Origin of the sequence: uncultured Bradyrhizobium sp. (genome assembly GCF_964252615.1) — a bacterium.
GTDB lineage: Bacteria > Pseudomonadota > Alphaproteobacteria > Rhizobiales > Xanthobacteraceae > Bradyrhizobium.
The window spans coordinates 222864-249282 of sequence record NZ_CAXUNQ010000002.1 but is presented as its reverse complement, the minus strand read 5'-3'; the positions used below and the strand labels follow the sequence as shown (position 1 = coordinate 249282).

The window sequence follows — 26419 nt, the reverse complement described above, 5'->3', positions numbered from 1 at the left end:
AGCGACCAAACCCGCTTGACCGATTGCGGCTGCTTGATGATTGTTTATCGCCTGATCAACAACTATTCAAGCCGCCGCTGGTGTGCCGGGACCGCAAGCAATCGGCAGGAATGGATTTTCATGAACAAGACCGTCGGAATTGCCGGGCTCGGCATCATGGGAAGCGCAATCGCCCGCAATCTTGTCGAGCGCGGATGGAAGGTCGTCGGCACCGACATCGACGCCGCGCGGCGGGCCGAGCTCGCGCTGGCCGGCGTTGCCATTGCCGCGAACACGACGCAGGTCGCGCATGCCGCGGAAATCATCATGACCAGCCTTCCCAGCGCGGCGGCGGCCGGCGACGTTGCGCGTGAAATCGCCGCTTCCGGTCAGCCGCCGCGGATTGTGGTCGAACTCAGCACGCTTACCATCGCCGACAAGCTGCGGTTCGAAGGGATCCTGAAAAAAGCCGGCCACATCGCGCTCGACTGTCCCTTGAGCGGGACCGGCGCGCAGGCAAAGACGCGCGATCTCGTGGTTTATGCCAGCGGGGACAGCGACGCCATTTCGCGATGCGCCGGGCTTTTCTCCGACTTCGCCAAGCAAAGCGCCGATCTGGGCGTGTTCGGCAATGGAAGCCGGATGAAATTCGTCGCCAATCACCTGGTCGCGATCCACAACGTCGCCACAGCCGAGGCGATGGTGCTGGCGCAGCGCGCCGGCCTCGATCCGAAATTGGTCGTCGACATGGTCGGACCCGGGGCCGGCGGCTCGCGCATGTTCCAGATGCGGGCGCCGATGATGGTCGAAGGCGTCTATGAGCCGGCGACCATGAAGGTCTCGACCTGGAAAAAGGACATGGCGATCATTGCCGAGTTTGCCGACGATGTCGGCTGCGCAACCCCGCTGTTTACGCTGACGCAACCTGTTTATGCGCAGGCGATGGCGATGGGATTGGGTGATCAGGATACCGCGGCAGTATTCGAGGTGTTGAAGAGAACCATCGTACCCGGTATCAAGCCCGCAACAAATAAATAAGGGGAGACCGGGATGACCGGCCCAAGGTTCGCCCTCGCCCTACTGGCGGCTCTTGTTGCAATTCCATGCCTCGCGCAGGATTATCCGACCCGGCCGGTCAAGATCATCGTGCCGTTCGGGGCCGGCGGCCCGGCCGATGTGACCGCCCGCCAGATCGGCAGCATGCTGCAGGAGTATTTCAGCCAGCCGTTTGTGATCGAGAACCGCACCGGCGCCGGCGGCGTGATCGGCACTTTTGAAGTTTCTAAATCCGCGCCCGACGGCTATACGCTGTTGATGATGTCGAATACCCAGACAGCGAATGAATCGCTGGTAGCGGCATCTCAGCGAAAATACGAGCTGATGAAGGATCTGGCGCCGATCGCGCCGGTCAATTATTCCGACCTTGTCATCGTGGTGCATCCGTCGGTGCCGGCGAAGACGCTCGCCGAATTCATCGCGCTGGCAAAAGCGCAGCCGGGCAAACTGAACTATGCGTCGTCGGGACAGGGCACGCCCTATCACATGGCCGGCGAACTGTTCAAGACCATGGCCGGCATCGACCTCGTGCACGTTCCCTACCGCAACAGCGGCGAAGCGCGCAGCGGCGTCATCGGCGGCCAGGTCCAGATGATGATCGATGCGGTCACGGCGATGGCCCCCAATGTCAGCGAGGGCCAGGTGAGAGCGCTGGCTACGACCGGCAAGACGCGATCGACCGTGCTGCGCGAGGTACCGACGGCCATCGAAGCCGGCATCGCCGGATACGAGGCAACCATCTGGCTCGGCCTGATGGCGCCCGCGGCTACCCCGAAGCCGATTATCGATAAATTGAATGCCGCCGTGAACGCCGCGATCCGACGCCCGGATGTCGTAAAACTCTGGACCGGCCAGGGCGCGGTTCCGATGTCGATGACGCCGGAGCAGTTCGACACATATCTGCGTGGCGACATCGTCAAATGGGTGGAAGTCGTCAAGACGTTCGGCGCCAAACCGCAATGAGGGCTTAGCCTTAATGCCCAGCATCCGATTCCGCCTCAACGGCGTCGAAACCGCGGTCGATGCCGATCCCGATCGACCGCTGCTCGAACTCCTGCGCGGGCCGCTGCAGATGACCGGGCCGCATTTCGGCTGCGGCGCCGATGCGTGCGGCGCCTGCAATGTCATGGTCGGCGACCGGGCGGTCGCCTCCTGCGACACACCGCTATGGGCGGTCGCCGACAAGGACGTCACCACGATCGAGGGCCTTGGCACTGCACAACAACCGCATCCGTTGCAAACCGCTTTCATCGCCGAACAGGCCTTGCAATGCGGCTACTGCATTCCCGGCATTTTGATCAGCGCAGCCGCGCTGCTGAAGAAAAATCCTGATCCGTCCGACGGAGATGTCAGGACCGCGCTGGATCGCAATCTCTGCCGCTGCGGTTCGCATAACCGGATCGTAAAAGCGGTGCTGCGCGCGGCGGCGGAAATGAAAACCAGATGACAAAGCCCGCGCCCTCCTCCGCCCCGCGACAACAACTGCCGCCAAGCCTCGCCGCGAATCCTGCCCTGTCATCCTGGGTGCAGGTTTCGGCGGACGGACACGTGGTGATTTCGCCGGGCAAGGTGGAGATCGGCCAGGGCATCGTCACGGCGTTGGCCCAGATCGCTGCGGACGAACTCGATATCGAGCTTGGCCGTGTCCGCATGATTCGCGCGACCACGGCGGGCAGCCCCAATGAAGGCGTGACGTCCGGCAGCCTGTCGGTGCAGCAGTCCGGCCGCGCCATCAGGCAGGTTTGCGCCGAGGTCCGGCACATCTTTCTTTCCGCCGCCTCCGATCGTCTCGGCGTCGGCATCGATGCGCTCGGTATCAGCGATGGCGAGATCTCCGGACCGGGCAATGTACGAACCAGCTACTGGGAGCTGGCCGGCGAGATTTCGCTGGATCGGCAGGCGACATCCGGCGCAACGGCGAAATCGTCGGCACAGCGGACGCTTGCGGGAAATTCCGTACCGCGGCTGGATATTCCCGACAAGGTTTTCGCGCATCCGCGTTTCATTCACGATTCCACGCTGCCGGGAATGCTGCATGGCCGGGTGCTGCGCTCGGACATCCCGTCGGCGAAGCTTGAAGACCTGCGACAGGACGGCGCGCACGCCATTGCTGGCCTTGTCGCCGTCGTTCGCAACGGAGATTTCGCCGGGGTCGTGAGCGAAACCGAAGCCGCAGCCGAAGCCGCGCTGAAGGCGCTGCGCAAGGGCGCGGCGTGGTCGCCGCGCGAAACGCTGCCCGATGAAAACGGGCTGGCGGAATGGTTGAAAAGCCAGCCGGCGGAGTCGACCGTCATCGACAGGAAAACCGCAGCGCATGGCGGCGAGAGGAAACGCACGGTCAAGCGGCAATATACCCGTCCCTACATCGCGCATGCGTCGATTGCGCCATGCTGCGCCATCGCGCAATGGAGCGAAGACCGGATCCGTGTCTGGACCCACAGCCAGGGCGTCTATCTGCTGCGTGCCGATCTCGCGCTGGTTCTGGCACTGCCAGTGGAGAATATCGTCGTCGAACACATGGAAGGCGCCGGCTGCTATGGACACAACGGCGCCGACGACGTCGCGCTCGATGCCGTCCTGCTCGCCAGGCAGGCCTCCGGCCGGCCGGTCCGCGTGCAATGGTCGCGCCAGGACGAGATGACCCATGCGCCGTTCGGCGCGGCAATGGCGATCGAAATCGAAGCCGATCTCGACGCGCAAAGCGAAATTATCGGCTGGCGCCACACGATCTGGGGCAACGGCCACACCGCGCGGCCAGGACGCGCCGCCCTGCCGGCTTTGCTCGCCGCAACCGAATTGGCGGCCCCGTTCGCGCGCATGATCTCCACCAATCCGCCGCAGGCCAATGGCGGCGGCGCCGACCGCAATTCGATTCCGCTCTACGATTTTCCGTCGTGGCAGATCGACTGCCACCGCCTGCTCGCCATGCCGATACGCACCTCCGCGCTGCGGACGCTGGGCGCGCAGGGCAACGTGTTCGCGATCGAATCCTTTCTCGACGAACTGGCTGCCGAGCGCGGCGAAGACCCCGTCGCCTTCCGGCTGCGCCATTTGTCCGATCCAAGGGCCCGCGACGTGATCCGGTCGGTCGCCAGCCGCGCGAACTGGAAGCCGCGCAGACAGGCCGGCGTCGGTCACGGCATCGGTTTTTCGCGATACAAGAATACCGGCGCCTATTGCGCGGTTATCGCGGAGGTCGAATGCGCCGAAGAACTCCGCGTCCGGCGCCTCAGCATATCGGTCGATGTCGGCGAGGCCGTCAATCCCGACGGCGTGGTCAACCAGATCGAGGGCGGCGCCATCCAGGCCACCAGTTGGGTGCTGAAGGAACGGGTCCGCTTCGACCGCGAGCGCATCACCAGCAACACCTGGTCGGCGTATCCGATCCTCCGTTTCAGCGAGGCGCCGGACGTACAGGTCGAGGTAATCGCGCGGCCTGAGATCGATCCGGTCGGCGCGGGCGAGGCGGCCCACGGCCCGACTACGGCTGCAATTGCCAATGCCGTAGCCGATGCGCTGGGCGTGCGGGTGCGCAACCTGCCGATCACGCGCGACAGCCTGATCGCGGCGATGGAAGTCTCGCCATGAATTCACTGAAAATCCTGAGTGGGGGCGCGGTGCAGGGCCTGGTCGCAAGTCTGGCCGCAAAATTCACAGCGCTGACCGGCCTCGCCATCAGCGGAGAGTTCGGCGCGGTCGGCGCCATGGCCGGCAAATTGCGCGACGGCGCGGCCGCGGACATCGTGGTCCTGACGGCAGCCATGATCGCCGATCTGGTGCGCGAAAACCTTGTCGCCGCCGCCTCGGTTGCCGATATCGGCGTTGTCGAGACCGCGATCGCGATCCGCGCCGGCGATCGGCCCGTGCCGGTGCACGATGCCGACGCCCTACGCGCCGCATTCCTCGCCGCCGACGCGATCTTCGTTCCGGACACCAAGGCGTCGACCGCCGGCATTCACGTTGCAAGGATCCTGAAGCAGCTTGGGATCGCAGATCAGGCCGCATCCCGGCTCAAGGTATTCCCGAACGGCGCGACCGCCATGCGCAATCTCGCGCAATCCACCGCCGCAAGACCGATCGGCTGCACGCAGTCGACCGAGATCATCAACACCGCCGGCGTGGCGCTGTCGGGATCGCTGCCGCGGGAATGCGGACTGTCCACGGTCTATACGGCTGCCGTCGCGGCGCAGGCGCTCGATCCTGACCGGGCTCAGGTCCTGATCGATCTGCTGACGGCGGCGGATGCGGCCGAATTGCGGATGCGCGCCGGCTTTTTGGAAGTGCGGAAGTAGCCCCCCTCGCTCCGGAATTGTGCGAAGGAAGAGCGGGAATGCAGAAGTAGCAACGACCGGCAAGCGGATTATATGCGGAGGAGCCTGCTTTTTGCGAAGCGACGGGTGCACCCGAACACCAATCGTGTATAGGATATCCGGCAAGGGCGCGGAAACTGCGCCCACGCAGGGAGAAACGACATGAAGAAAGATCGCAAGGGACCGGCCGCCGGCGTCGACGTTCTATCAAAACGGCAGGGCCGCCGCGAGTTTCTCATCAAGACCGCGCTCGCCGCCGGCGCCTTCGGCGCGGTGCCGCTGCGCGGCTGGGCGGCCGATCCCGTCAACATCGGCGCGCTCTATCCGACCACCGGGAGCATGGCGCAGATCGGCGTCGCCTGCGTTACCGCTGCAAAGCTGGCGGTTGAGATGGTCAACGAGGCCGGCGGCATCAAGTCGCTCGGCGGCGCCAAACTCAATCTCATCATCTCCGACGTGCAGAGCGACACCACGGTGACGCGGACCGAAACCGACCGCCTGATCACCGGCAACAAGCTGTCGGCGGTTCATGGCTGCTTCGCCAGCGCGCTCACGCTGATCGCCAGCGAAGTCTGCGAACGCGCCAAAGTGCCTATTATCACCGGCTCCAGCTCCGACCAGCTCAACAAGAACCGCACCTATACCTTCACGCCTTTCGCGCGCGCCTCGCAGTTCGCCCAGGCGCAGTTGCAGATGTCGCGGCTGGTCGGCGACAAGCCGAAGGTCGCCGTCATCTTCGAGAACACCGCGTTCGGCACCTCGACCTCGAACGGGCTGAAGGAGCAGGCCCCCGGCGAAGGCGTCGAGATCGTGATGTTCGAACCCTATTCGGCGGGGTTTACCGATGCCAGCCCGCTGATCAACAAGGTCAAATCATCCGGCGCCAACGCGCTGTTCTCGGTATCCTACCTGAACGACCTGATTCTGATCGTGCGCACCGTCAAGCAGGTCGGTCTCAATATCGCGATCAATGGCGGCTCCGGCGGGTTTGTCATTCCGGACTTCTATAAGAACGTCGGCAAGCTCGCCGAAGGCCTGCAGGGCGTGGCGCACTGGAACCACGACATGAACGACGACGCCCAGAAAGTTAACGCCGAATACAGAAAGCGGACCGGCGAATTCCTGTTCGAATATGCCGGCGGGCTGGTCGCGCAGACCTTCATGCTGGCCGACGCCTTGGAACGGGCGGCCTCCGCCGATCCGCAAAAGGTCCGCGAGGCGCTGTCGGCGCTCGACGTCTCCAAGGGTTTTGCGGCCATGGCGCCGGGCGGCAGGGTAAAATTCGGGCCCGACGGCAAGAACGTCCATGGCCGTCCGGTCGGCGTGCAGTGGCAGAACGGCGATCTCGCCAGCGTCTTTCCCAAGGACGACGCGCGCGCACCGCTGATGAAAACCTAAGCGTCAACGACGATGTTGGAGACAGTGGCCCAGGCCGTCATAAACGGCCTGCTCATCGGCGGCATCTACGCGCTGGTCTCGATCGGCGTGACGCTGATCTTCGGGGTCGTCAAGATCGTCAATTTCGCGCAAGGCGAATTCGTGATGATCGGGATGTACATCAGCTTTTTCCTCGCCAACCAGTTCGGGATCGATCCGCTGCTGTCGCTCATCGTCTCGATGCCGGTGCTGTTCGTCGCCGGCGTTTTGATCCAGCATTTTCTGATCCGCCGCGTGCTGGGGCCGAACGACATGCCCCAGATTTTCCTGACATTCGCCTTGTCCCTGCTGTTGTTGAACCTGGCGCTGATGCTGTTCACCGCGAACTATCGCACTGTTCACACATCGTATTCCGACGAAGCGTTCCATATCGGCGGGCTTTATATCCCGGTGGCGAAACTGATCGCCTTCGCCGTCGCCATGATGCTGAGCGCGGCGCTCTGGGTGTTCCTGCACGCCACCGACCTCGGCAAGGCAATGCGCGCGGCCTCGCAGAAGCCGGACGTCGCGCAATTGATGGGCATCAACACCAACCGCGTGTTCTGCGTGGCGCTGGGCGTGGCGCTGGCGCTGGCGGGCGCCGCCGGCTCGCTGCTGATGCCGTTCTATTCGGCCTATCCGTTTGTCGGACAGGTGTTCGTGCTGATGGCGTTTGTCGCGGTGGTGCTGGGATCGCTCGGAAACGTGATCGGCGCATTGGTCGCGAGCCTGATGATGGGCGTCGCCGAGTCGCTCGGAATTCAGTTCGTCGGCGCCGACTCCGGATTGATCGTGGTGTTCGGGATGCTGCTGCTGACGCTGGCGTTCAGGCCGACCGGGCTTGGCGGGAAGGCACGATGATGGGAGGACGGCAAACGCGGGGTTGGCTCTGGCTGGCAGCAGGCATCACGGTGCTTATCGCGCTGCCCTTGCTGGTGAAGAGTTCGTTCGCCATCGACATCTTCATCCGGATCCTGCTGTTCGCCTTTATCGGGGTCGCCTGGAACCTGATGGGCGGATACGCCAAGCAGTTGTCGCTTGGACACGCCGCTTATTTCGGGCTCGGCGCCTACACCTCGACCATTCTCCAGATCGATTTCGGCGTCTCGCCGTGGATCGGGATGATCGCCGGCGGCGTGGTGGCGATGCTGGCCAGCCTGCCGATCGGCTGGCTGTGCTTCCGGCTGCGCGGGCCGTATTTCACCATCGCCACCATCGCAACCGCCCAGGCGCTGATGCTGATCTTCTTGAAATTTCGCGACCTCGCCTGGGGCGCCGAGGGCACCACCATTCCTAACCTCGGCAACGCGCCGCTGATGATGCAGTTCGAAGCCAAGTCATCCTATTATTATGTCGCGCTCGGCCTGCTCGCGCTCGGGCTTGCGATCACCTACAAGATCGAAAAATCGTGGATGGGATATTATCTCGTCGCCATCGGCGAGGACGAGGACGCGGCCGAAGCGATCGGCGTCAACGCCCCAAAGATCAAGCGCGACATCTATCTGATCAGTTCGTTTCTCACCGCGCTGGCCGGCACGTTTTATACGCAGTACATTTACTTCATCGATCCTGCGACCGCGTTCAACTTCAACGTCTCGATCGAAGCGGCGCTGGTATCGATCGTCGGTGGAATTGGAACGCTGTGGGGGCCGGTGATCGGCACCGTGCTGCTGGAGACCACCTCCGCGCTGCTGCAGAGCTGGCTCGGCAGTTCGGTGGGCGGCATTCAGCTCACCGTCTACAGCCTGATCCTGATGGCGGTGATCCTGTGGCGGCCGACCGGACTGATGGGCGTGGCGACCGAGGCGTATCAGCGCCATATCCGCCGCCGCGCGGTGCGGGCGTAGGGATCGCGGCGATGGCAGAAGCGCTGGTCATTCGCGGCCTCAACAAGCGGTTCGGGGGCTTGCGCGCCGTGCAGGACGTCAGCTTTTCGGTGCAGGAGAACGAAACGGTCGCGCTGATCGGACCCAACGGCGCCGGCAAGACCACGAGCTTCAACCTGATCACAGGGTTTCACCGGCCGGATTCCGGGTCGGTGTCGGCATTCGGCCGCGAGATCGTCGGCTTGCGGCCGCATGATATCTGCGCGCTGGGACTGGCGCGCACCTTTCAGGTCGCAAAGCCCTTCGGCGCCATGACGGTGCTCGCCAACGTCATGACCGGCGCGTTTTTGCGCGACAGACACGTCGACGCCGCAGGCGAAAAAGCCCGCGAGGCGATCGAATTTGTCGGGTTGTCGGCGCGGGAGCAGACGCCGGCGCGCGACCTTACCACCATCGACCAGCGCCGGTTGGAAATGGCGCGCGCGCTGGCGACGCAACCGCGAATTTTGCTGCTCGACGAGGTGATGGCCGGGCTGAACCCGTCGGAGATCGACCAGGCGGTGGCGCTGGTCGAAAAACTCTCCGGGCGCGGTCTCACCATCGTCATCGTCGAACACGTGATGCGCGCCATCATGGCTGTGGCGCGCCACATCGTGGTGCTCGACCATGGCTGGAAGATCGCCGAAGGCAGCCCGAAAGAGATCGTGGAAAATCCGGAAGTGATCCGCGCCTATCTCGGCTCCTACGTGCACCCGCCGGGAGAAAGCTAGTGCTCAAATTAGCCGGCATAAGCGCCAGTTACGGGTCGGTACCGGCGATCCACGCCGTCAGCATCGAGATCGGCGAGGGCGAAGCCGTCGGCCTTTTGGGCGCGAACGGCGCCGGGAAAAGTACCACGCTGCGTGCAATCTCGGGCTTGGTACGGCTGACCTCGGGGACCATCACCTTTGCAGGCGCCGACCTTGCGTCCTTAGCCCCGCATAAAATTCCGGAATTGGGCATTGCCCATGTACCGGAGGGCCGTCAGGTGTTCCCCGAAATGACGGTGCAGGAGAATCTCGAGATCGGCGCCTACGTGCCGAAGGCAAAGGCCGAGCGCAGCAGTTCGCTCGACCTCGTTTACAGCATCTTTCCCAGACTAGCCGATCGCAAGAAACAACTGGCGGGGACCATGAGCGGCGGCGAGCAGCAGATGCTCGCGGTCGGCCGCGGGTTGATGCTGAAGCCGCGGCTGTTGATGCTCGACGAGCCCTCGCTCGGCCTGGCGCCGGTCATGACCGACGTCACCTTCGAGAAAATCGCGGAGATTCACAAGATGGGCACCGCCATCCTGCTGGTGGAGCAAAACGTCAGCCGCGCGCTGATGCTGGTGCAGCGCGCCTATGTGCTGGAAAGCGGCAATGTGATCATGCACGGCTCAAGCGCGGAGCTGGCCGGCAACAAGCAGGTGCAGGCGGCGTATCTCGGGATTTAGTTCGCCGAAACCGCTCTCTCAGGATGACGTTCGCGTGTGAGGGTGCGAAAAATCAGCCGTCGTCCCCGCGAAGGCGGGGACCCATAACCACCGGCGTTTGTGATTACACAATGCGTCTGCCCCAGCGCCACAAGGAGGCGGCACGGCGTATGGGTCCCCGCCTTCGCGGGGACGACTCGCGGAGATGTGGTTGCGCTCGTGTTGAACGAGCGTGTTCGGGAAGGCTCACATCCTCTCAGGATGACGGCGGAGTTGCGCCCTCACCCCTCGATGATGGCCACGGCCCTGGTCCAGCCCGCCGAGGCGCGCTCGATCTTGACCGGAAAGCAGGACACCGTGAACCCGGTGGACGGCAGTTGCTCCAGATTGTGCAGCTTCTCGATGTGACAGTAGCCGATATGGCGGCCGGCCTTGTGGCCTTCCCAGATCAGGCTGGCGTCCTTGGTTTCGGCATATTTCTTCGCGGTATGGACGAAGGGCGCATCCCAGCTCCAGCCGTCGATCCCGGTCAGACGTACGCCGCGCTCGAGCAGGTACATCGTCGCCTCGTAGCCCATGCCGCAGCCGGAGGTGACGTAGTCCCCGGCTCCGTATTTGGCGCCGGCCGACGTGTTGACCACGACGATTTCCAGCGGCGACAACGTATGCCCGATGCGCTTGAGTTCGGCCTCGACGTCTTTCGCGGTCGCCACATAGCCGTCCGGCAAGTGCCGGAAGTCCAGCTTCACACCCGGCTGCAGGCACCATTCCAGCGGCACCTCGTCGATGGTCCATGACCGTTCGCCGCGGTTCATGGTGGGATGGAAATGCCAGGGCGCGTCGAGGTGGGTGCCGTTGTGGGTCGAGAGCTGCACCTGCTCGACCGCCCACCCGTGACCGTCCGGCAGTTCCTCGGCCTTGAGGCCTTCGAAGAATTGCAGCATGCGCGGCAGACCCTGCTGGTGGTCGATGTACTGGATGGTCGGATGTCCGCCGGGCGGATCGGCCGGCACGTCGTTTTGCAGCGGCACCGAAATATCGATCAGTCTTCTGGCCATGGCATTTCCTCTCTTTTTTGGATTAGGCGATCGTAGTCCGAGCGAGCGAAGCCAGCCCGGGGTCTTCCTTCACGCCGGCCTGCGCTCACACGAGCCTTCCCCCGGGGTTGCTACGCTCGCCCCGGGCTACGTGCTAGGTCGTGATGGCGTCCTGGCGCTCGACCTTGTTTCTCAGAACACCGATGTTCTCGACTTCAAGTTCGACGGTGTCGCCGTGCTCGAGATACCAGCCGAGTTCAAGGCCGCAGCCGCTGCCGACCGTGCCTGATCCAATGAATTCGCCCGGCATCAGGGTTTCATCCTGAGTCACGTGGGCGATGATTTCCTCGAACGAGAACAGCATGCCTTCGGAGACCCCCTGCGAGCGCATCTTGCCGTTCACCCGCACTTCCATCGTCAAATGATAGGGATCTCCGATCTCGTCCGGCGTTACGATCCATGGACCCATGACGTTGCCTCCGTCAAAACTCTTGCCCTTGGCGGGGCCGAGGCGTCCTTCCATCTCGATTCGCTGGGCGTCACGCGCAGAGAAATCATTGAAGATGGTGAAGCCGAAGATGTGATCCCTGGCCTTTGCGGCCGAAATGTTCGCGCCCTTGTTCTTGGTGATGATTCCGAATTCGAGTTCGTAATCCATCACTCGGCTGTAACGCGGCCACTTTACCGTGGTATTGGTGCCGCGCACGCTGAAACGGTTGGTGATGTAGTAGATCGGCTGCTTGCGATAGATTTCCGGCAGTTCACCGAGCGGCTCCGCATTGAGCCGCGCCAGTTCGGCCATGTCGTTCTTTTCGCGCGCCGCGAGCTTGAGCTGGCCACGCGGTGCCTGCAGGATGTGCAGCGGAAACGACATGCCGTCGCGCATCTGCCGCGGCTCCGGGACCGGGGCAAGGATTTCAGCGGTGGCGATATCAACCGACAAGATTTCGTCCTTGCCGCTCCTGTCGAATGTCGTCCTCGCTTGATCCAACGCGGCAGGACCGGCGTCGATCAACGACAACATCGATCCGAAAGCCGGATTGCCTTTGCCATCGCGATCCGCAGCGGCCGCCAGATCGAACAGCCGCGAGTCGTTGCTATGCACCAGACCGATCTTCTCTCGGCCGTCGCAGCGAAAAGTCGCAAGCTTCATTATCTCTCCCCCTTGTTCATCAATAAAATATATGATCAAAAGAAATATCGATAAAAAATGGACTGTCAAGCGGTGCAGTTGGAGACGATCAATGACCAAAATCTTAACCGCGGCGAGTGTGGCGGCGGTTCTGGCCGCCGGGCCGCTTCAGGCGCAGAACAAAATCCAGATCGGCTGCACCGCGACCAGCGATTGCGCCTCCGCCATGGTGGCGGTCGATGAGGGCCTCTTCAAAAAGCACGGCCTCGACGGAGAGATGGTTCTGATCAGGATCAATTCGAATATCCCGGCCGCGATCCTCTCCAATTCGATCCAGATCGGCGGCCCGACCTCGACCGTGTTCTTGCAGGCGGCGGATGGCGGCCTGGACTTGGTTGCCGTGGCGGGCGCGTCGATCATGAGCCCGGCGTCGAACGCCAACATCACCGCGTTCGTCCGAAACGGCATCACGATCAACGCCCCAAAGGATTTCGTCGGCAAGAAAGTCGGCGCACCGGGGCTTGGCGCGTTTCTGCATGTGTTGTTCGTGAAATGGCTAGTCGAGAAGGGCGTCGATCCGAAGGCTGTGAATTTCGTGGAGGTGACGTTCCCAACCATGTCCGACATTATCAAGTCGGGCGGCGTCGATGCCGTGCTGACTGCGGAGCCGTTCGTCACCCGAATGACCAATGCGGGATTGGGGTCGGTCGGCGCTCGTTATGCGGTTGACCTCGCGCGCTCCGAGCCGATCATCTTCTATGCAGCCGCGCGCGACTGGGCCGAGAAAAATCCCGACACCATCAGGAGGTTTCGTGCCGCGATTGCCGAAGGCGCGGTGATCGTCAACAATGACCGCGAAAAGACCTCCGCATCGATCTCGAAGTTCACCAAGCAGCCGATCGAACTGGTAAAGGCCACGCCGCCCAACAAGTCCGAGCCGGACTTGAAATCCGAACAACTGGGCTGGTGGATCGAAATCATGTCGACACAGAAAATGCTGCAGACGAAACTCGATTTGAGCAGACTGATCCTGAACCATCAGAAATAGGCCATGGCATCAGCGGCTCACGGCGGTGCAGGAGACGTCTCGGGTCCGGACACCTTGAGCGAACGCGCCGCCAACCTTGTGCAGCAGGACATTATCGCCGGTGCACTCGCGCCGGGCGCGCGGCTCGGAATCGTTAATCTGGTCCGGCGCTACGACATCGGCGCCACGCCGTTGCGGGAGGGCTTGTCCCGATTGATTTCCAGGGGATTGATCGTCGGGATCGGCCAGCGCGGTTTTCGCGTAGCCGACATCAGCCGCGAGGACCTGGAGGATATTACCCGGATACGCACGGTGATCGAGATCGAAGCGCTTCGGCTCGCCATGACGCAGGGCGACGACGCCTGGGAAGCGGGAATTATCAGCGCGCTGCATCAGATGCGCCGGCATATCCAGCGAACCGGCGACGCGTTTCACGAGGGCACGCCCGATTTCGACCGGCTGCACAAGGAATTCCATACCTCGCTACTGGCGGCATGCGGATCGAAACGGCTGCTTGCGGCCCATTCCGATCTTTACGATCAGGCTTACCGCTATCGCCGGGTGATGATGGGCGCGCTGGGCAGCGGCGATGAATTCATCGCGGTGCATCAGCGTCTAGCCGATCGTGTTCTCGCGCGCGATCTCGACGGCGCGCCGGCGACGCTCGCCTCCCACCTGCATTCGACGCTGGATTATGTCTATCCGCCAGGCAAGGGGGAGCGATCGTGAGCAGGACGGCTGCAGCCGGTCAGACCGCGGCATTACCTGCCCCGGCGCGTCCGCAAATCGCGTTCATGGATGTCACGCTCGATCTCGGCGGCAAGACCATTATTGAAAATGTCAGCTTCGAGGTAAAGTCGGGCGAATTCCTCTGCATTATCGGCGCATCGGGCTGCGGCAAGACCACCGCGCTGCGCCTCGCGGCAGGATTGTATCAGCCGACCAGCGGCACCGTGATCTTCGACGGAAACGCGATGCTGGCGCCGCGGCGCGACATCGCCATCGTGTTTCAGGATTACGGCAAGGCGCTGCTGCCATGGCGAACCGCCGCCGGCAATGTCTCGCTGGCGCTGGAAGCGTGCGGCATCGCCGCTTCCCTGCGCGCCGCCCGCATCGACGAATTGCTGAAAAAAGTAGGACTGCCCGGCCATGCCGGGAAATATCCGGCGGAGATGTCGGGCGGCATGCAACAGCGATTGCAGATTGCGCGCTGCCTGGCGCAGGAACCCAAAGCGCTGCTGATGGACGAGCCGTTCGGCGCGCTGGATGCGATGACGCGCCAAGGATTGCAGGACGAAGTGCTGTCGCTTGTCGAAGCCAGCAAGGCGACGGTCATATTCGTCACGCATGATCTTGAGGAGGCGATCTATCTGGGCGACCGTGTCATCGGTCTGTTGCCTCATCCTGGCCGTATCGGCATCGAACTCAGGATCGATCTGCCACGGCCGCGCGATCAACTGATCACCCGGGAGAATCCGGAATTCCTGGCGTTGCGGCGCGAACTGTTCGATTTCATCAAGGCCTCGGAAACATGATCCCGGAGCGGACCAAGGCGTTCGTGCTTCCGATTGCCGCGCTCGTGGTGCTTGAAATCTGGGCTCGCGCGATCGACCTGCACAGCGATTCCCTCGCACCACCAAGCGCCGTTGCGACCGCACTCGTCGAAGCCCTCAGGGACGGCTCGGTCCTGGTTGCGACACGCGACACGCTGATCTCGGCGTTTGCAGGATTGGCGGTCGGCGGCGGCGTCGGCCTTGTTCTCGGCATCGCCTTGGGAATTTTTCGTATCGTCGACCGGCTGATGGAAGTCACCATCGAAGCGATCCGTCCGATCCCTTCCATCGCGCTGCTGCCGATCGCGCTGATTGCATTGGGTTTCGGATACCGGATGGAGATTGTGATTGTCGCATTTGCCTGTCTCTGGCCGATCCTGATCCTCAGCCGCGCTGCGATCGGCGGTATCGAGCCGCGCCTGATCGAAGTATCGCGCGCGCTGGGTCTTTCTTCGGCCGACCGGGTCCGCAAGATCATCGTTCCGGCCGCGCTGCCACGGATTTTTCTCGCGTTTCGGCTCGCCGCCGGCATCGCGCTTATCGTAGCCGTCACGGTCGAGATCGCGATCAATCCGATCGGACTTGGCGCCGCGATCATGACGGCACAGCAGGCGCTGCGGCCCGACCTAATGCTGGCCTATCTGGCCTGGATCGGCGCGGTGGGATATGTGCTGAACTTCAGCCTGGTGGCGGCGCAACGTCACCTGTTCGGACGTGCGGCGTTGGCAGGAGATGCGGCATGAACCGCTTCGTGCCGATCTGGCGCGCCGCCAGTTTCCTCGTTGCCGCGGGTTTCATCGCATTGTGGCAGATGATCGCCGACGCGCGCCTGGTATCGCCGGTTTTTCTGCCGGGACCCGACCGCGCATGGGCGTCGCTGGTGCGCGGCTTCAGCGGCGGAGATCTCTGGAGCAAAGTGCTGGGTACGCTGGAGCACATGGCCTATGGCTGGTTCGCTGCGTCGGTTGCCGGCATCGCGCTGGGCGCGGCGATCGGATCGTCGCGGACCATGCGCACTTATGTCGCGCCGTCGCTCGAATTCTTAAGACCGCTGCCGGTGTCCGCGGTCATTCCCGTCGCCATTGCGATGCTCGGCTTAACCCAGGGCATGGCGCTGTTCGTGATCGCGTTCGGCGCCATCTGGCCGATGCTGCTGGCGACGATTCACGGATTTGCGGCGGTCGAACCTCGGCTCTACGAGGTGGCCCGTTCGCTGCACATGTCACGGCCGGCGGTGATCTTCAAGATCGCGCTGCCTTCGGCATGTCCCGACATTCTGTCAGGCATGCGCTTGAGCCTGACCGTGGCGCTGATTCTATCGGTGGTCTGCGAGATTTTGGCCGGCCTCGACGGATTGGGACACTGGATCCTGCTGTCGGCACGATCCTTCCGGTCGGCCGACCTGTTCGCCGGCGTCATGTTGCTCGGCGTGATCGGGTATTCGACGGCTGTGGCAATGTCGTTTGCCGAGCAGCGCCTGCTGAAATGGCGCAACGCCGGGCACTGACTGCAACGCTTCGCGGGCAGACGTTCGGCCAGACAGACGTCCGGCTGGCACGTTACTTGCCCCCATTTCATCACAACTGATGGAGTGGAATCATGAACGGACTTGGCGGTCTCAACAAGTCGCCGGAAGGCGTCGTCATCGGGCTTGTTCAACTGCAATTACCCAATGTGGCGACACAACAGGATTTGGCGCGCCAGACCGACAAGATCGTCTCCATGGTCGGCAAGGCGCGCCGCAATCTGGGCACCATGGACCTTGTCGTGTTCCCCGAATACTCGCTGCACGGCCTGTCGATGGACACCAATCCCGCAATCATGTGCCGTCTTGACGGACCGGAGGTCGTGGCGTTCAAGCAGGCCTGCATCGACAACAGGATCTGGGGCTGCTTCTCCATCATGGAGTTCAACCCCGACGGCAATCCCTATAATTCGGGCCTGATCATCGACGACCACGGCGACATAAAACTGTACTACCGGAAATTCCACCCCTGGATTCCGGTCGAGCCATGGGAGCCCGGCGATATCGGGATTCCCGTGATCGACGGACCGAAGGGCGCAAGACTCGCGCTGATCATCTGCCACGACGGCATGTTTCCGGAGATGGCGCGCGAGTGCGCCTACAAGGGCGCCGAGATCATGATCCGCACCGCCGGCTACACCGCGCCGATCCGCGAAAGCTGGCGCTTCACCAATCAGGCCAATGCATTCCAGAACCTGATGGTGACCGCCAATGTCTGCATGTCCGGTTCCGACGGTTCGTTCGATTCGATGGGCGAAGGCATGATCGTCAATTTCGACGGCAGCATCATCGCCCACGGCACGACCGGGCGCGCCGATGAGATCATCACCGCCGAAGTGCGGCCCGACCTGGTGCGCGAGGCGCGGATTCACTGGGGCGTCGAGAACAACATCTACCAGCTCTGGCACCGCGGCTATGTTGCTGTGAAAGGCGGCGCGATGGACTGTCCCTATACTTTCATGCACGACATGGTCGCCGGCACCTACCGGCTGCCATGGGAGGATCACGTCAAGATGACCGACGGCACCTCCTGCGGCTTTGCCGCCCCCACGCGAATGTTCGGGTCGGGGGCGGCAAAGGCGGCGGAATAACCCGCTGATTCGACCGACGGCCGATCGGCTGGCATGCTTGTTGCTCCTGTTCGCCGACTGATGCCCGAGCAAAGGAAAGCGCCCGATGTCGACCATCACCGCCACGGCACCGACCGCGCGAAAACCGCTGTACACGTCGCTGTTTGTCCAGGTTCTGGCGGCGCTGCTGCTCGGAATCGTGCTCGGCATGGCCGTTCCCGACTTCGCCGTCGGCCTGAAGATTTTCAGTGACGCGTTCCTGAAGTTGATTTCGATGATCGTGGCGCCGATCGTGTTCTGCGTCGTCGTGCACGGCATCGCCGGCGCCGGCGACCTCAAGAAGGTCGGGCGGGTCGGCGTCAAGGCGCTGGTATATTTCGAGGTGATGACCACGGTCGCGCTGGTGGTCGGCCTGCTGCTCGCCTACCTGTTCGGCCCGGGCCACGGCATGAACATCGATCCATCCACGCTCGATTCCAAAGCGCTCAACGCCTACGCCGACAACGCGCACAAACTGCAGGGCGGCGGCATCGGCAGCTTCCTGCTGAACATCATTCCGACCACCTCGTTCGATGCGCTGGCGCGCAACGACGTGCTGCAGGTATTGTTCTTCGCCATCATCTTCGGCATCAGCCTCGCCCTGGTCGGCGGCGAAAAAGGCGAGCGCATCGGCGCGCTGATCGATGCGGTATCGACCGTGCTGTTCCGGGCGATGGGGCTGATCGTGCGGCTCGCGCCGCTCGGCGTGCTGGGAGCGGTGGCCTATACGGTCGGCAAATACGGCGTCGGCTCGCTCAAGCAGCTGATCTCGCTGGTCGCCCTGTTCTATGTCTCCGTGACGATTTTCGTGCTCGGCGTACTCGGCGGCGTGATGGCACTTGCCGGACTGAACATCTTGAAATTCCTAAGCTATTTGCGCGAGGAACTGACCATCGTGCTCGCCACCGCTTCTTCGGATGCGGTGCTTCCGCAGATCATGCGCAAGCTGGAGCGGCTCGGGGTGAAGGATTCGGTGGTGGGGCTGGTAATTCCCACCGGCTACTCGTTCAACCTCGATGCATTCTCGATCTACCTGACCCTTGCCGTCGTGTTCATCGCGCAGGCGACCAACACGCCGCTGTCGTTCGGCGATCTGCTATTGGTCCTCGGCGTGTCGCTGGTCACGTCCAAGGGCGCGCACGGCGTTCCCGGCTCCGCCATCGTGATCCTGGCGGCCACGCTGAACGCCGTTCCCAGCATTCCCGCGATCGGGCTGGTGCTGGTGCTGTCGGTCGACTGGTTCATCGGCATGGCCCGCGCGCTCGGCAACCTGATCGGCAACTGCGTCGCCACCGTCGTCGTGGCGGCATGGGAAGGCGATCTCGACCGCGCCAAAGCACGCCGTGTGCTCGACGGCCACGAACTGGTGGATGTGACGGCGGGTTAGGAAGCGCCGCCGTTCGCCTCTCCCGCAAGCGGGAAAGGTGAAGACGGCGCTGCGACTGAGGCATCCCGCGCCCGGAAATTCTCGATCAGCCGCAGCAACACGCGGGCGGCGGCGTCGACATCGTCCGGCTCGACATGCTCGTCCGGGTGATGGCTTATGCCGCCGCGGCAGCGTACGAACACCATTGCGACATCCGCGATATCGATCATCGCCATGCCATCATGGCCTGCCCCGCTCGGCAATTCGAACACGCGAAAACCCTCGTCCGCGATCGCATCCGCCACCTGCCGCTTGAGCCAAAGCGCGCAGGGCACCGTGCGGTTTTCATGGGTGACGTCGATCTGAAGCGCAAGCTCGCGGCGCTTGGCGATCCTTTCGATTTGCCGGACGACATCGGCGACCGCCATTTTGCGGTGCGCGTCGGAAGCCGCGCGCATGTCGATGGTGAAGAAAGCCCGCCCCGGAATCACATTGGTGGCGCCCGGCATCGCGTTGATGGTGCCGACGGTCCCGACCAATCCCTGGTCGGTCCGGCAGAACTGCTCGATCGCGACGATGCATTCCGCGGCTCCCGCCAGCGCATCGCGGCGAAGTGCCATCGGCACGGTGCCGGCATGTCCGGCCATGCCTGCAAGCGCGACGGCGAGCCGAGTCGCGCCCGATATCGCGGTAACAACGCCGACCGGCAGATGTTCGGCTTCCAGCACCGGTCCCTGCTCGATGTGGAGTTCGACGTATGCGAGCAGTTCGCTGCGCACCCGCGCGGCCGCGCCGATATGCTCGGGGTCGAGGCCGAATTGCAACAGCGCCGCGCGCATCGAAATTCCCGCGCGGTCTTTGGCATTCAGCACGCTCTCATTGAAACTGCCGGCGACCGCCCGGCTGCCCAGCAGCGTGGACGCGAAGCGGATGCCTTCCTCGTCGGCGAAACCTGTCACTTCGACGGCGAAGGGCAATCGTCGTCCCCGCCTGTTCAGGTCGGCTACGCAGGAAATCGCGGTGATCAGTCCGAGCGGGCCATCCCATTTGCCGGCATCGCGGACCGTATCGTAATGCGAGCCCAGCATCAGGCATGGCATTCCGGACCGCTCGCCTTCATAACGGCCACAGACGTTTCCGATCGCATCGAGATGCGCGCGCATTCCGCCTGCCCGCATCCAGCCGAGCAGCAGATCGGCGGCGGCGCGGTGCTGTTCGGTGAGAAAGATGCGCGCCAGATGCTCGGGTGTTTCGGATATTTTCCCGAGTTCGTTGATGCGGGCGACGATCTCCTCGCCCAGCGATGCAGCTTTTAGCCCGGCGATGCCCGCTTCCGTTTCGCTCATGTCTGTCCAGTGGTGATGCGGACCGCGCTCTAAAATTCGATACAAGTTCAATGCCAGCGGATCGGGCTGGATGCGAGCGCAAGCTATCCCACTCGTATCCAGCCAAGGCGACCTTGACCAGTCGGCACATCCGAGGATCGCCGGACCAGGGAGAAGCTGCGGTCTGCTCAACTCCCTTGCATACAATAACAAAATGTCGATTAAATTTTAATCTAAACGACCGGTGCACAAGTTTTGAACCTCCTATATATCGTGTATAAATGCGTTTTATTTCAATATCTTAATAAGGTATGCCTGCGAAATAAGCTTTGGCACGAAGCTTGCGACATCCGGTCCGGGGCTTCGCCGGATCGGCGCGGCCGCGAAATCAGCGGCGGTCCGTCCGCCAAAGGGAGCAACCGATGGATTTTGGCAAGATTTCACGACGGCGCCTGCTGCAGGGCAGCGCCGCGATGACGCTGGGCACGGCGTTCGGCGCACGTAGCGCGCGCGCAGCCGACACCACGATCGGCTTCATTTATGTCGGATCGCGCGACGACTACGGATACAACCAGGCCCACGCGCAGGGGGCCGCCGCACTCAAGAAAATCTCCGGGCTCAAGGTCGTCGAGGAAGAGAAAGTCGCGGAAACCGACGCCTGCGAAAAAACCATGGAATCGATGATCAACCTGGACGGCGCGACGCTGCTGTTTCCGACCTCGTTCGGCTACTACAGCCCGCATATGATCAAGATGGCCAACAAATTCCCAAAACTTCGCTTCGAACATTGCGGTGGATTGTGGAGCGACAAGGACCCGAAAAACGCCGGCAGTTATTTCGGCTACATCGACGAGGCGCAGTATATCTCCGGCATCGTGGCCGGCTATTCCACCAAGACCGGTAAGCTGGGTTTCGTCGCCGCCAAGCCGATCCCGCAGGTGCTGCGCAACATCAATGCGTTCACGCTCGGCGCCAAACTCGCCAACCCGAAAGCCACCACGCAGGTGATCTTCACCGGCGACTGGTCGATGCCGGTCAAGGAAGCCGAAGCTACCAACAGTCTGATCGACCAGGGCGTCGATGTCCTGACCTGCCATGTCGACGGACCGAAGACCATGGTGGAGAACGCGGCCCGCCGCGGCGCGATGGTATGCGGCTATCACGTCAACCAGTCGCCGCTGGCCCCGAAGGCGTATCTGACCGGCGCCGAATGGAACTGGGAAGCGCTCTACCCGAAATTCGTCAAGATGATCGCGGCGGGGGAATCCATTCCGAATTTTTATCGCGGCGGCCTGAAGGAAGAAATCGTCAAGTGCTCGCCCTATGGCGAAGCCGTGTCGGCGGAAGCGCGCAAACATGCCGACGACGTCAAGGCCCGGTTGATCGCCGGCGATTACGTCATCTTCAAGGGTCCGATCACGGACAACAAAGGCAAGACCATGATCACCGCCGGCACCGATCGTGGGCAGAAGGACCCCGAGCTCGAGAAGATGGACTATCTGGTTGACGGCGTGATCGGAGCGACTTCTTGACTTCAGAGGTCGCGGATTCCGTCGAGGCCACTGCCATCGCTCCAGCCGCCGACCCCGGTTTGTTGCAGCGTTATGGCGGCACCATCGAATACGGCCTCATTCCCGGCGCGGCGCTCATCGCTGCACTGGGGGTGTTCGGCCTATTCGTCGCCCTGTTCGGCAAAAGCCCGCTCGATCTGTATTTCTATATGTACCAGGGCGCCTTCGGCACGTGGTTTTCGTGGCAGAACACGCTGACGCGCGCGGCGCCGTTGATCCTTACGGCGCTATGCACGGCGCTGCCGGCGCAGCTCGGCATGGTGATCATCGGGGGCGAAGGCGCGCTGCTGATCGGCGCTCTGGCGGCGACCGGCACGGCGCTGACGCTGCAATCGGCGCCGCCATTCGTCGTGCAGCTCGCAATGGTTTGCGCCGGGATGATCGGCGGTGGGCTCTGGATCATGCTGGCCGGCGGGCTTCGCCATTACCGCGGCGTCAATGAAACGATTTCCAGCCTGCTGCTGGTCTATATCGCGCTGGCGATCCTCAATCATCTGGTCGAGGGCGTCATGCGCGATCCCGCCAGTCTCAACAAGCCGTCGACGCGCGAAATCGGCGCCGTGAACATGATCGGGTCGATTCCCGGCACCGACGTGCACTGGGGTCTGGCGTTCGGCGTGATCGCCGCCGTCGCGTCCTACATTCTGATCCATCATACCGTATTCGGCTTCGCCGCGCGGGTGGCCGGGGGCAATATCCGCGCCGCCAAAATCGTGGGCCTGAGTGTCGGCAAGCTCATTTTGACGATCTGCTTTATAGCGGGCGCCGCAGCCGGGCTTGCGGGAATGGTCGAGGTCGCCGCAGTGCAGGGCCGCACCAACGCCAATCTCGCCGCCGGCTACGGCTTCACCGGCATTCTCGTCGCATTCCTGGCGCGGCAGAATCCGCTGGCGGTCATTCCGGTTGCGATCCTGCTTGGTGGAATCAGCGCCAGCGGCGGGTTATTGCAGCGCCGGCTCGGCCTGCCCGATGCCTCCGTTCTGGTGCTGCAGGGAATCATCTTCGTTGCCGTGCTCGCAAGCGACGCGTTGTACGGGCGGATCGGCTTTCTGAAAGGCAAATCCTGAGATGGCCCGAATCTGATGGCAGACGGAACGATCGGACTTTGGACCGTCCCGCTCGCAGTGTTCGGCGGCGCCATCCGCGTCTCGACGCCGTTTCTGTTCGTCAGCCTCGGCGAATGCATCACCGAGCGCAGCGGCCGCATCAATCTCGGCCTCGAAGGCACGCTGGTGATGGGCGCGATGAGCGCCTACGGTATCTCGTACCTTTCAGGCTCGCCCTGGCTCGGCGTTCTCGCCGCCGGTGTGGCCGGCGCGCTGCTGGGCGCGCTTCATGCCGGCATCTGCTCGCTGCCGCGGGTCAACGACGTCGCCGTCGGCATCGCGCTGATGCTGTTCGGAACCGGCCTCGCCTTTTATCTGGGCAAGCCGCTGATCGAGCCGACGGCGCCGCGGCTGCCGGCGATCGATTTCGGCGCGTGGAGCGACGTCGCGCAGGTTCGAGCGGCGTTGCGGATCAACGTGCTGTTCCTGATCGGCGTCGCTCTTGCGCCGATGTTGTTCTGGGCATTTCGAACCACGCGCTGGGGCCTCTTGATCCGCACCGCCGGCGAGAGTTCGGACGCCGCGCGCGCCATGGGATATTCCGTGCTTGCGATCCGCTTGCGCGCCACGATGGTCGGCGGTTTCCTTGCCGGAATCGGCGGTTCGTTCCTGTCGCTGTTCTATCCCGGCAGCTGGAACGAGGGCCTCTCCAGCGGACAGGGCATCACCGCGGTCGCGCTGGTGATCTTCGCGCGATGGGATCCGATGCTGTGCCTGTGGGCGTCGCTGGCGTTCGGAGGTGCTGCCGCACTCGGACCGGCGCTGCAATCGGTCGGCGTCACCTCCGGTTATCATTTGTTCAATGCGGCGCCCTACATCCTGACGCTGGCGATCATGATCATCACCTGCTCGCCGAAACGCACGCTGACCGGCGCGCCCGCCGAACTGTCCATCACGAGATGAAACCATGGCCGAGCGCTATCTGAAGTCCGAACCCTATGCCTGGCCGTACAATGGCGACTTACGCCCGGCGAACACCGCCTTGATCATCATCGACATGCAGACCGATTTCTGCGGCGTCGGCGGTTATGTCGATAAAATGGGTTACGACCTGTCGCTGACGCGGGCGCCGATCGAGCCGATCAGGCGGCTGCTCGCGGTGATGCGCGAACAAGGCTTCCACATCATCCATACCCGCGAAGGTCATCGCCCCGACCTGACCGATCTGCCGGCCAACAAGCGCTGGCGCTCGCGCCAGATCGGCGCCGGGATCGGCGACCCCGGTCCGTGCGGCCGCGTGCTGGTGCGCGGCGAACCCGGCTGGGAGATCATTCCGGACCTGGCGCCGCGGTCCGGCGAGCCGATCATCGACAAGCCCGGCAAGGGATCGTTCTGCGCCACCGATCTGGAGCTGATGCTGCGGCTGCGCGGCATCGAGAACATCGTGCTCACCGGCATCACCACCGACGTTTGCGTTCATACCACCATGCGCGAGGCCAACGACCGTGGTTTCGAATGCGTGCTGATCGAGGACTGCTGCGCTGCCACCGACAGGAGCAACCACGACCACGCCCTGAAGATGATCAAGATGCAAGGCGGCGTGTTCGGCGCCGTTGCGACCTCGGGAGCGATGATCGGAGCCCTGTCATGATCGTCGGCGAAATCCCGGCGCCGGAAGGCGCACTCGGCGTCGACGCCGTCGCCATGACCATGCGCTTCGGCGATTTCGTCGCCCTGGACAACGTTGAACTCAAAGTGCGGCCCGGCTCGTTCCATGCGCTGCTCGGCGAGAACGGCGCCGGCAAGAGCACGCTGGTAAAATGCATCATGGGCTATTATCACCCAACCGAAGGCGGCGTGCTGGTCGGCGGCCGCGAGCAGGCGATCGCCAATCCGAAGGATGCGCACGCGCTCGGGCTTGGCATGGTGTACCAGCATTTTACGCTGGTGCCGGCGATGACGGTTGCCGAAAACCTGGTGCTGGCGCGCGACGACGTTCCGGCCATCGTGAACTGGCCCAAGGAAAAGAAAGAGCTGGAAGCATTTCTGGGGCGGATGCCGTTCAAGGTGCCGCTCAACGCGCGCGTCTCCGACATTTCCGCCGGCGAACGCCAAAAATGCGAAATCCTCAAGCAGCTTTATCTGAAGCGGCGTTTTCTTATTCTCGACGAGCCGACTTCGGTGCTGACGCCCGGCGAGGCCGACGAGGTGCTGGGCATGCTGCGCGGCATGGTCGTCGATGGCGAGTTGACCATCCTGATGATCACGCACAAGTTTCGCGAGGTGATGGCATTCGCCGACGAGGTGACCATTCTGCGGCGCGGAAAGCTTGCCGGCTGCGGCCGGGTTGCCGAGCTGACGCCGGACAGCATGGCGCGCATGATGATCGGCGCGGAAGAGCTGACGGTGCAGCCGGCGCGCGTCGGAGAAGTCAGCGCGACGCGGCTTGAGCTGAGCAAATTGAACGCGCTCGATGACGCCGGCGCGGTCGCGGTCCGCGATGTATCGCTCAGCGTGCGCGGCGGCGAAATCGTCGGCATCGCCGGCGTTTCCGGCAACGGCCAGCGGCAGCTGGTCGAAGTGCTGGCCGGCCAGCGCGAGGCCGAGTGCGGCGAAATCCGCGTCATCGGCGATGCCTATCACGCCAGCCGCGAGGAAATGCGCCGGCACAAGATGTCGCTGCTGCCGGAAGAGCCGCTGAAGAACGCCTGCGTCGGCGGCATGAGCGTCGCCGACAACATCGCATTCCGCGAATTCGACCGCGCGCCGTTCGCGCGCGGTGGCTGGTGGCTCAATCGCGCCGCGTTTCGCGAACAGGCTGAAAAGAAGATCGGGCTCTACAAGATCAAGACCCGCACGCCGGATACGCCGATCTCGGCGCTGTCGGGGGGCAACGTGCAGCGCGCGGTGCTGGCGCGGGAGCTCGGCGGCGAGGTGGAAGTTCTGATCGCTGCCAACCCCTGTTTTGGTCTGGATTTCGCGGCGGTGGCGCAAATCCACGCCGAGATCATGGCCGCACGCAACCGCGGCGCGGCGGTGCTGCTGGTGAGCGAAGACCTTGACGAACTGCTCGAACTCTCGGATCGTCTGGTCGTCATGTTCCACGGCCAGTTCGTCTATGAGGCGCGCGCCAGCGAGGCCGACCTTACGGAAATCGGACGGCACATGGCTGGACATTGATGGCCGACGTTCCGGATCCGGGCGCGTCCGAACGCGACGAGCATTTCCTGCGCCGGTCATTCGATGTCGCCCGCCGTGCCGTCGCCCGCGGCAACCATCCGTTCGGCGCCGTCCTCGTCGACCAGAACCGCAACGTCCTGATCGAGGCCGAGAATGGCTACATGCCGGCGCATGACGGGACGGCGCACGCCGAGCGCCTGCTCGCGACCCAGGCCTGCACCACCCTCAGTCCGGATATCCTGCGCAATGCCACGCTATATTCGTCTGCCGAGCCGTGCGCGATGTGCGCAGGCGCGATCTACTGGGCTGGCATCGGCCGGCTGGTCTATGGCTTAAGCGAACGGCGGCTGCGCGCCGTCACCGGAAACCATCCGGAAAATCCGACGCTCGATCTGCCATGCCGCGAGGTGTTGGCGCGGGGACAGCGTCCGACCGAGGTGATCGGCCCGATGCTGGAGGACGAGGCGGAGGCGGTGCACGAAGGAGCGTGGGATACTTGATCTCTCCC

At 63.2% G+C, this 26419-nt stretch carries 26 protein-coding genes; 23 read left to right on the top strand and 3 right to left on the bottom strand.

All coding sequences use genetic code 11. The features are described 5' to 3' along the window. Positions 1-36: 36 nt before the first annotated feature. The 10 genes from ACFE72_RS02410 (at position 37) to ACFE72_RS02365 (ending at position 10061) form a co-directional block, all read left to right on the top strand. A complete protein-coding gene (locus tag ACFE72_RS02410) occupies positions 37-1017 on the top strand; it encodes an NAD(P)-dependent oxidoreductase (protein ID WP_375411440.1) in 981 nt (326 codons plus the stop codon). Between the two features lie 12 nt (positions 1018-1029). Next, the gene (locus ACFE72_RS02405) at positions 1030-1998 is read left to right on the top strand and encodes a tripartite tricarboxylate transporter substrate binding protein (protein ID WP_375411439.1); all 969 of its coding nucleotides are present in this window, start codon (positions 1030-1032) and stop codon (positions 1996-1998) included. Positions 1999-2011: 13 nt separating this feature from the next. After that, complete coding sequence (locus tag ACFE72_RS02400) at positions 2012-2482, top strand: (2Fe-2S)-binding protein (RefSeq protein WP_375411438.1); 471 nt, start codon at positions 2012-2014, stop codon at positions 2480-2482. Beyond that, entirely contained in the window at positions 2479-4623 is a 2145-nt protein-coding gene (locus ACFE72_RS02395; RefSeq protein WP_375411437.1) for a molybdopterin cofactor-binding domain-containing protein, read from the top strand. Before ACFE72_RS02400 ends, ACFE72_RS02395 begins: the two co-directional genes overlap by 4 nt. Next, positions 4620-5327, top strand: coding sequence for a molybdate ABC transporter substrate-binding protein (locus ACFE72_RS02390; RefSeq protein ID WP_375411436.1), 708 nt, complete (start codon positions 4620-4622; stop codon positions 5325-5327). The genes ACFE72_RS02395 and ACFE72_RS02390 overlap by 4 nt, the downstream gene beginning before the upstream one ends. 180 nt (positions 5328-5507) lie before the next feature. Next, positions 5508-6743, top strand: a complete 1236-nt coding sequence (locus ACFE72_RS02385) for an ABC transporter substrate-binding protein (protein WP_375411435.1) — start codon at positions 5508-5510, stop codon at positions 6741-6743. Positions 6744-6755: 12 nt separating this feature from the next. Beyond that, a complete protein-coding gene (locus ACFE72_RS02380) occupies positions 6756-7622 on the top strand; it encodes a branched-chain amino acid ABC transporter permease (protein ID WP_375411434.1) in 867 nt (288 codons plus the stop codon). Continuing rightward, complete coding sequence (locus tag ACFE72_RS02375) at positions 7622-8608, top strand: branched-chain amino acid ABC transporter permease (protein ID WP_375411433.1); 987 nt, start codon at positions 7622-7624, stop codon at positions 8606-8608. Before ACFE72_RS02380 ends, ACFE72_RS02375 begins: the two co-directional genes overlap by 1 nt. 11 nt (positions 8609-8619) lie before the next feature. Then, positions 8620-9357, top strand: coding sequence for an ABC transporter ATP-binding protein (locus tag ACFE72_RS02370; protein WP_375411432.1), 738 nt, complete (start codon positions 8620-8622; stop codon positions 9355-9357). After that, positions 9357-10061 (top strand): ABC transporter ATP-binding protein, encoded by a 705-nt coding sequence (locus ACFE72_RS02365; protein ID WP_375411431.1) that lies wholly within the window; start codon positions 9357-9359, stop codon positions 10059-10061. Before ACFE72_RS02370 ends, ACFE72_RS02365 begins: the two co-directional genes overlap by 1 nt. Before the next feature lie 260 nt (positions 10062-10321). On the opposite strand, the gene ACFE72_RS02360 is transcribed toward ACFE72_RS02365, so the two are convergent. Continuing rightward, positions 10322-11098: a cyclase family protein gene (locus tag ACFE72_RS02360; protein WP_375411430.1), complete on the bottom strand. Its 777-nt coding sequence runs from the start codon at positions 11096-11098 to the stop codon at positions 10322-10324. Between the two features lie 133 nt (positions 11099-11231). Further along, positions 11232-12230, bottom strand: a complete 999-nt coding sequence (locus tag ACFE72_RS02355; RefSeq protein ID WP_375411429.1) for a fumarylacetoacetate hydrolase family protein — start codon at positions 12228-12230, stop codon at positions 11232-11234. A gap of 91 nt (positions 12231-12321) precedes the next feature. On the opposite strand from ACFE72_RS02355, the gene ACFE72_RS02350 reads away from it, so the two are divergent. The 7 genes from ACFE72_RS02350 to ACFE72_RS02320 all read left to right on the top strand — a co-directional run bounded on the left by ACFE72_RS02350 (position 12322) and on the right by ACFE72_RS02320 (position 18810). Continuing rightward, the gene (locus ACFE72_RS02350; protein WP_375411428.1) at positions 12322-13257 is read left to right on the top strand and encodes an ABC transporter substrate-binding protein; all 936 of its coding nucleotides are present in this window, start codon (positions 12322-12324) and stop codon (positions 13255-13257) included. A 3-nt stretch (positions 13258-13260) separates the two neighbouring features. After that, positions 13261-13965, top strand: coding sequence for a GntR family transcriptional regulator (locus ACFE72_RS02345; RefSeq protein ID WP_375411427.1), 705 nt, complete (start codon positions 13261-13263; stop codon positions 13963-13965). 65 nt (positions 13966-14030) lie between these two features. Further along, positions 14031-14771, top strand: coding sequence for an ABC transporter ATP-binding protein (locus tag ACFE72_RS02340; RefSeq protein WP_375411486.1), 741 nt, complete (start codon positions 14031-14033; stop codon positions 14769-14771). Continuing rightward, positions 14768-15532: an ABC transporter permease gene (locus ACFE72_RS02335; protein ID WP_375411426.1), complete on the top strand. Its 765-nt coding sequence runs from the start codon at positions 14768-14770 to the stop codon at positions 15530-15532. The genes ACFE72_RS02340 and ACFE72_RS02335 overlap by 4 nt, the downstream gene beginning before the upstream one ends. After that, positions 15529-16296 (top strand): ABC transporter permease, encoded by a 768-nt coding sequence (locus tag ACFE72_RS02330; RefSeq protein WP_375411425.1) that lies wholly within the window; start codon positions 15529-15531, stop codon positions 16294-16296. Before ACFE72_RS02335 ends, ACFE72_RS02330 begins: the two co-directional genes overlap by 4 nt. Positions 16297-16388: 92 nt before the next feature. Beyond that, positions 16389-17405, top strand: a complete 1017-nt coding sequence (locus ACFE72_RS02325) for a formamidase (RefSeq protein WP_375411424.1) — start codon at positions 16389-16391, stop codon at positions 17403-17405. 85 nt (positions 17406-17490) lie between these two features. Continuing rightward, the gene (locus ACFE72_RS02320) at positions 17491-18810 is read left to right on the top strand and encodes a dicarboxylate/amino acid:cation symporter (RefSeq protein WP_375411423.1); all 1320 of its coding nucleotides are present in this window, start codon (positions 17491-17493) and stop codon (positions 18808-18810) included. On the opposite strand, the gene ACFE72_RS02315 is transcribed toward ACFE72_RS02320, so the two are convergent. After that, the gene (locus tag ACFE72_RS02315) at positions 18807-20135 is read right to left on the bottom strand and encodes an allantoate amidohydrolase (protein WP_375411422.1); all 1329 of its coding nucleotides are present in this window, start codon (positions 20133-20135) and stop codon (positions 18807-18809) included. The genes ACFE72_RS02320 and ACFE72_RS02315 overlap by 4 nt on opposite strands. Before the next feature lie 401 nt (positions 20136-20536). On the opposite strand from ACFE72_RS02315, the gene ACFE72_RS02310 reads away from it, so the two are divergent. From ACFE72_RS02310 to ACFE72_RS02285, 6 genes are read left to right on the top strand one after another with little or no spacing between them, the layout of a single operon-like run. Continuing rightward, positions 20537-21646, top strand: a complete 1110-nt coding sequence (locus tag ACFE72_RS02310; protein ID WP_375411421.1) for a BMP family ABC transporter substrate-binding protein — start codon at positions 20537-20539, stop codon at positions 21644-21646. Continuing rightward, positions 21643-22752 carry an ABC transporter permease gene (locus ACFE72_RS02305; RefSeq protein WP_375411420.1) on the top strand — a complete coding sequence of 370 codons (1110 nt, stop codon included), beginning with the start codon at positions 21643-21645 and terminating at the stop codon, positions 22750-22752. Before ACFE72_RS02310 ends, ACFE72_RS02305 begins: the two co-directional genes overlap by 4 nt. Positions 22753-22767: 15 nt before the next feature. After that, entirely contained in the window at positions 22768-23694 is a 927-nt protein-coding gene (locus ACFE72_RS02300) for an ABC transporter permease (protein ID WP_375411419.1), read from the top strand. Positions 23695-23698: 4 nt separating this feature from the next. Further along, positions 23699-24382: a cysteine hydrolase family protein gene (locus tag ACFE72_RS02295; protein ID WP_375411418.1), complete on the top strand. Its 684-nt coding sequence runs from the start codon at positions 23699-23701 to the stop codon at positions 24380-24382. Further along, on the top strand, positions 24379-25911 hold the full coding sequence (locus ACFE72_RS02290; RefSeq protein WP_375411417.1) for an ABC transporter ATP-binding protein: 1533 nt from the start codon (positions 24379-24381) through the stop codon (positions 25909-25911). Before ACFE72_RS02295 ends, ACFE72_RS02290 begins: the two co-directional genes overlap by 4 nt. Next, complete coding sequence (locus tag ACFE72_RS02285) at positions 25911-26411, top strand: nucleoside deaminase (protein ID WP_375411416.1); 501 nt, start codon at positions 25911-25913, stop codon at positions 26409-26411. Before ACFE72_RS02290 ends, ACFE72_RS02285 begins: the two co-directional genes overlap by 1 nt. Positions 26412-26419: the final 8 nt, after the last annotated feature.